Annotated in this window: 5 protein-coding genes and 3 pseudogenes; 6 read left to right on the forward strand and 2 right to left on the reverse strand. The window is 60.0% G+C overall.

Going from position 1 to position 5,801, the window contains the following annotated elements:
- Positions 1-515 precede the first annotated feature (515 nt).
- Positions 516-1,487, forward strand: coding sequence for a helix-turn-helix transcriptional regulator (locus NKI29_RS33090; protein WP_352798658.1), 972 nt, complete (start codon positions 516-518; stop codon positions 1,485-1,487).
- A 151-nt stretch (positions 1,488-1,638) separates the two neighbouring features.
- On the forward strand, positions 1,639-1,776 hold the full coding sequence (locus NKI29_RS33095; RefSeq protein WP_502896756.1) for a hypothetical protein: 138 nt from the start codon (positions 1,639-1,641) through the stop codon (positions 1,774-1,776).
- Here NKI29_RS33095 and NKI29_RS33100 read toward each other — a convergent pair.
- Positions 1,743-1,855, reverse strand: a pseudogene (locus tag NKI29_RS33100) (IS3 family transposase); the annotation flags it as partial. The gene NKI29_RS33095 and the pseudogene NKI29_RS33100 overlap by 34 nt on opposite strands.
- 179 nt (positions 1,856-2,034) lie before the next feature.
- Between NKI29_RS33100 and NKI29_RS33105 the strand changes: the two are divergent.
- Together NKI29_RS33105 and tnpB are read left to right on the forward strand one after the other, a co-directional pair.
- Positions 2,035-2,274: a transposase gene (locus tag NKI29_RS33105; RefSeq protein WP_352798664.1), complete on the forward strand. Its 240-nt coding sequence runs from the start codon at positions 2,035-2,037 to the stop codon at positions 2,272-2,274.
- Positions 2,231-2,335: pseudogene (gene tnpB, locus NKI29_RS33110) on the forward strand (IS66 family insertion sequence element accessory protein TnpB); the annotation flags it as partial. The gene NKI29_RS33105 and the pseudogene tnpB, both read left to right, overlap by 44 nt.
- A 170-nt stretch (positions 2,336-2,505) precedes the next feature.
- Here the strand turns inward: tnpB and NKI29_RS33115 are convergent.
- Positions 2,506-2,903: pseudogene (locus NKI29_RS33115) on the reverse strand (transposase); the annotation flags it as partial.
- A gap of 578 nt (positions 2,904-3,481) precedes the next feature.
- Between NKI29_RS33115 and NKI29_RS33120 the strand changes: the two are divergent.
- Entirely contained in the window at positions 3,482-5,131 is a 1,650-nt protein-coding gene (locus NKI29_RS33120; protein WP_352798660.1) for an MFS transporter, read from the forward strand.
- A 180-nt stretch (positions 5,132-5,311) separates the two neighbouring features.
- Positions 5,312-5,755 (forward strand): hypothetical protein, encoded by a 444-nt coding sequence (locus NKI29_RS33125; RefSeq protein ID WP_352798662.1) that lies wholly within the window; start codon positions 5,312-5,314, stop codon positions 5,753-5,755.
- Positions 5,756-5,801: the final 46 nt, after the last annotated feature.

Raw genomic sequence — 5,801 nt, forward strand, 5'->3', positions numbered from 1 at the left:
TCGGCGAATGGTTCTTGGCAGCCCCTCCGCTGATCATAACAGAGCCGGAAGTCGATCTCTTCATGGAACTCCTCACAGAGACGTTCCGGATCTTCGAGAGCGAGCTCTGACCCGAAGATCTTCCGCCTGACGGCAGGCGGTCCGTCCTTTTCGTTGCGGGAAGACGCCCCGATGGAATTGAGCTCACCGAGAAGGTCGCATCCACTCGCTGCCGCCCGTAAGAGACCTGGCGGCAGCAATAGGCGAACGTATGCGGTGCGAAACGAATAGCTCGCTGGCCTTATTCGTCACGTGCCTTATGCCGAGGGACGAAAGTTGAATATGCCGTCGGAAACCCCGCAGCCCACACATCAGGGATGTGAAGGGGTTGTTTGACAACAGCTCCGTTCGGCTGCTATATTTTTGTGATTAGCCAATTAAAACAACGGCGTGAACAAAATGCTGCTTAAACCGATCCTCCCCAAACCAGCCGACGGCCGTAATCCGCGCTGCTTGCTTTCACTTGAGGGCTAAATGTGATCGACACGGAAGAATTTATCCGCCGCCTGAACCAAGGGAGGGGATGGCAGATTCAGCGAGGCGAGGGATGTGAAGCGGTCGGCGCCTACCGCTTCCTACCACCCCCGCAGAGTGCCGCAGGTCATGTGGATGGTTTCTTCGACTATCAGAACCCCTGCCTGACAATCCGCAAGCTACAGGCCAAGGAGGAATTTTACGACGACGAACCTGGCTTGGGGCGCTTGGCGTTCGTGCTACACCTGTCCGGATCGCGGCGGATCGAGCTTGGCGATGCCCATCACCATGAACTGACCAGGCCGACGCTTGTCCTCTTGTATCAACCGCGGGGAATGTACAAGCGAAGCGTCTGGCGCCGCGGCGCCCACGAGTTGTCACTGTCCGTCGGCATCTGGCCAGAACGATTGACGTCACTGTTCGGGTTTTATCCAGTCAGCTTTCCGAAATTCTTAGGTTCCGGCGCCGACAAGGAAGTGCCATTCTGGTATTCTCGTCCGCTCCCTTATTCGCTGATGTCAGCTGCCGAACAATTGCTCAATCCTGGCATTCACCCATCGCTGTCCAAAAGCTACACCGCGATTAAGGCTCGTGAGCTCCTCTGCCTAAGCCTCAGCGCGGTGCTGTCCGACGGCGAATTCCTCTCCTGTGGCGACGTGTCTTTGAATCGCGTCGAACACGTCAAGACAATGGTGGATGCCAACCTGAAGAACCCGCCCTCCTTGTCAGAACTTGCCACCACGCTCGGCGTGTCCGCTCAGGACCTGTCCGAGGAGGTGCGCAAGGAGACGGGCGTTAGTTACATGCAATACGTCACCGAGCGCAGGTTGAATCGGGCAATGCTGCTTCTGGAGGGAGGCGATACCCCCCTCAAAAAGGTCGCGTACGAGATCGGCTACGGTCACACCTCCAACTTCTGCACCGCATTCAAGCGCAATTTTGGAATCAAGCCAAAAGACGCACGCAGGCATTAGACACCCGAACTTCTAATACAATTGTCCGGTGTAGATCGCACCCTTTTCGTGATGGTCTGTGCCGGAGACTGCGGCACTTGGTGAAGCCGGCCTCGCTGAGAGCCAACCGCAGACTCCGATCCGGCCGTGGAGCCCGGAGAAACGCACTAGGGTGTATGAACAGCGCTTCGCCAATCCCTTTATCGCAGCAGAGCGCGGCTTCGTCGAGGAGGTGATCATGCCCCATTCGTCGCGGCAGCGGATTGCGCGCGCCCGTTCGCGGTTGAGCAAGGCCGTGATGCGCCGATAGCCATAGGTCGGCCGCTGGTCGACCAGCCTGCGGATCAGGGCAGCACGGCAACATCGCGAGGCTTCGCGTATGGCTCACGCGTCGCAGGGCTTTCGAGAGGGTGTTTCCTCGTCTGCTCGTCAAGATTGGAAGGGAGACGCCGACTGGTTAGCAACCGGTGAGGACCGCCTTGTTTATGAGGAGGTGAAGCGCTGTTGTCGTGGTTGATTCCATGATCACGATCCAAGCAGCGAGGCTAGCCACTTGTCCATTCATCGGATGGAGATTGTGAGTGGGACAGGTCAGCGCCGGAGTTGGTCGACGGCGCTGAAGGAGCAGCTTGTCTCAGAAACGCTGGAGCCCGGGGTCACGGTGACCCAGGTGGCGCGCCGCCATGATCTCGATCGGTCGCTGATTTGTCGCTGGCGTCGCGCCTTTGGGTTGACGCGCTTGCGGCAGGCGCCTTTCTGCCGGTATCTTGAGCCGCCAAGTGTTCTGCTTCCGCGGCCGCAGGGGTGATCTTTCGAAGGTTATCTGGAACAACGGCCACTGGGCGTGCCTGTTCAACAAACGACTGGAGCGGGGGACGCTTTTTGTGGCCATCGCCGGCCGACGGCGCGGTGACGATCTCGACTGCCCTACTCGCTCATCTGTTCGAAGGCACATAGGAATACCCTTGATACTGACGCTGATATGCCTTTACCGACGGAGGTGGAGGTCGTCGAGCCTGACTCAGGAGGGTATAACCTGGAAGCGATCGGCCAGGGCGCCGTCGAGGCGAGCCGCAACGCTGGCTTTTTGGGGGCGGTGAAATCGAGTGCCTCCTTGAGGATCTCGACCTCCATGGTCTCGCGACCAGGCATGCGCTCCAGATCGTGCACGCGTTTCTCGAGCTCCCGCACATGGGCTGCGCCAACCACATCGTCATCGGCCTGAACCGCTTCGCGCCGCCTTCGAGCATGCGCCGCTTCTAGGCAAAGAGCTGGCTGGGCGAAATGCCTGCCCAGCGCGCCACACCGACATGCCCGGCTGCATGGCCTCCCGACGAGGCGGACCTTCTCGGCTGTCGTCCAGCGCCGCCGGCGCTGCACCGAGGTGATCACTTCAACACGGGGCGGATGAGAGAACGGATCGGAAGTCGTAGTCATATGCCTATGCCTTATCGCCTATGCTGCCTGTCCAGTCAAAACGGGGGGCGCTCCAATGAGATCCGAAGGAGCGACGCCCGTGAGCTGTCGGGGAGAGATCAGACACGAACTTGGGCTACTATTTCGGGCTACTATTCGGCGCAAGGCGACGCGCCCGCCCATGTCGAGATTGAGGTGATAGGTAAGAAAGGGCGAAAGTTCTGCGCGCAGAATAACGATAGCACGAGTCTCATAACACGACAGTGCTGGCGCCGTTTAACCGCCCTTCTAGAATGAAGCTTCAAAGGTACTGTTTTCTCTTTGATGACTACACGTCAGTCGTCCCACACCACGTCCGCGCGAAACATCCGCCCGTCTAGAATTGGCCATGGGCAAGTTGGCCAAGGAAGTCTCGATGCTTCAGGTCCTGAAGGAGGTTGATTGTGCCACCCGATTCAATTCCGTGCTCAACCTAGGGCGCCCCTTCTGACGTCGCCAAGCAAGAAAATGAACCTGACTCTTTCACCCGCCCAAGACCATCGCTTCGAGATTATACGACCGACTGAAAGCCATAGCGGCAAGGCCAAGGTCTGGACGAAATGACAAGGGTGGCGGGCGCAGACGCGGATCCAGGTTCGCCGGCGACGTTTGCGCCGCTCAGGAACCGGACGTTTCGTTCAATCTGGCTCGCGACGCAGGTTTCCAGCCTCGGCTGGTTGATGCAGACTGTTGCCATCAGCTGGCTGATGGCAACGATCTCGACTTCCGATCTTATGGTCGCGCTGGTACCGGCGTCGTCAACGCTGCCCGCCTTCATTCTATCTGTCTTCGTCGGGGCCATCGCCGACAATTTCAACCGTCGCAGGGTCATGTTCGCCGGCCGGTGCATTATGGTTATAGCATCTGCGATGCTGACCGCTGTTGTGGCGCTGGGCTTTGCCGAGCCGTGGATGATCCTCGGCTTCAGCTTCTTAATTGCATGCGGCGGTGCTCTCAACGATCCCGCCTGGCAAGCCTCGGTTGGCGATATCGTGGACCGACGCGATGTTCCCGCTGCCGTTACCCTGCTCTCCGTCGGCTTCAACACTGTACGGACCGTGGGCCCGGCGCTCGGCGGCATCGTGGTCGCCTCGTTCGGGCTTCTGACGGCTTTCGCCGTAACCACACTCACATATCTGGTCCCTTTGGTCACCATATGGCGCTGCAAATGGAAGGTTCGCTCTTCCCCCCTCCCGCGCGAGCCGATGAGGACGGCGATCTATGACGGGCTGCGCTTCACGGCGATGTCTTCCGAGATCAAGGCTGCGATCGCCCGCGGAACCCTCTTTGGCCTGGCGAGCATCGCCACACTCGCGCTGCTACCCCTGGTCGTTCGCGATCAGTTGGGAGGAGGACCGCTCGCCTATGGCACGCTCATGGCCGGATTCGGGACAGGCGCCGTTTTCGGCGGCGTCTGCAATGGCATGTTCAGACGAATGTTGTCGCAAGAACAGCTGATGACGCTCTCATGCGTCGCCTGCGCGGCATGCTCTCTCTCCCTTGCGCTGACCTCTTCGATTGCGGTGGCGGCAATTGTGCTCGCCTTGGGCGGTGCGGGTTGGGTCACCGCCTGGTCCGGGCTGGGCGTGAGCGTGCAGCTGGCGAGCCCGCGCTGGGTCGTGGGGCGCACCATCTCGATCTATTATGCATTGATAGACGGCGGTATCGCGGCCGGCAGTTGGCTGTGGGGCACCGAGGCCCAGAACCATTCCCTGACCTTGGCGCTGGAGGGCTCCGCTGGAGCTCTGCTGCTGGTCGCAGCAACAGGCATCCTGTTTCCGCTCCGCGAACGTCGAGAGTCTGAGCCCGATCCTTTGGAGGAATTCAACGCCCCGGCAGTTAACCTGAAGCCGAGAAGCGGCCCCATCGTCGTGAAGGTTGACTATCTGGTACCCGAGGAAAATGTCGAGGCGTTCCTGGAGCTCATGGGCGAGCGTCGGCACGTACACAGCCGCGTCGGTGCTCGACACTGGACGCTCCAGCGCAACCTGCAGAAGCCTGTGCAATGGACAGAAACATTCCGAACACCGACCTGGACGGACTACCTTCGCCTGAACCATCGTCTCACGGAAGCAGACAAGGAACTGGACGAAAGGGTCCTCCTCTTGCACGCGGGAGAGCTTCCACCTCAATTGTCGCTTTTGATTGAGCGGCCGACAAGCTCGGTCCGCAAAACCGAGCAATCGGCCTATTATTTTCCCCGCCATTGACCAATCACGATCCGGCCAGTTCGCGTAGGTCGTACAGGCTATTCCCGAGCAAGATGACTTTAGGGACCGTGACCGCAAGGCAAATGCCCGGGGCGAAGGCGCCCCATGTCGCAGTCTTTTGACGCAAGCCGGTCCCTTACCGCTCTCAAACGGGATAACACGACCGTCGCCGTCATCGAAATGAGCAAGGCGAAATGGCTGATTGCCGCGCCTATTCCGGGTCTCAAGCGCCAGCCCCTCAAGAAGGCCGATGCTGACGCACCATCACTGTTGAAGCTGCTGCAGCGCTGGCGCGACGAAGCCGGCCAGGCTGGGCACACGATCGAGCGGATCGCCGTCGCCTATGAGACGGCCGGCGACGGCTTCTTCTGGCTGGCGCGCTGGCTGCGGGCGCGCGACATCGAGGCCTATGCCATCCACCCTGCCAGCGTTGCGGTGTCGCGTGAGCACCGGCGTGCCAAGACAGATAGGCTCGACATGGAGCTTTTTATGCGCGCCTTCCTCGGCTGGCTGCGTGGCGAGAAGCGCCATTGCAGTATGGCGGCGATTCCGACGCTCGAAGAAGAGGTGTCGATGCCGGCTCAATACTCCCCAGAAGTGCCGTTTGAATCTTCCCCAGTATAGCGCTGCCGCCGGTCTTCCGGAGCGCGCTCCGGGAGACCGGCGGCGC

Source organism: Mesorhizobium sp. M0678, assembly GCF_040320505.1.
Lineage (GTDB): Bacteria > Pseudomonadota > Alphaproteobacteria > Rhizobiales > Rhizobiaceae > Mesorhizobium.

What these genes read in the sequence shown, in the direction of transcription:
- NKI29_RS33105 (WP_352798664.1), top strand. Translation starts at nt 2,035, where the DNA reads ATGGAGATTGTGAGTGGGACAGGTCAGCGCCGGAGTTGGTCGACGGCG.
- NKI29_RS33120 (WP_352798660.1), top strand. Translation starts at nt 3,482, where the DNA reads ATGACAAGGGTGGCGGGCGCAGACGCGGATCCAGGTTCGCCGGCGACG.
- NKI29_RS33125 (WP_352798662.1), top strand. Translation starts at nt 5,312, where the DNA reads ATGAGCAAGGCGAAATGGCTGATTGCCGCGCCTATTCCGGGTCTCAAG.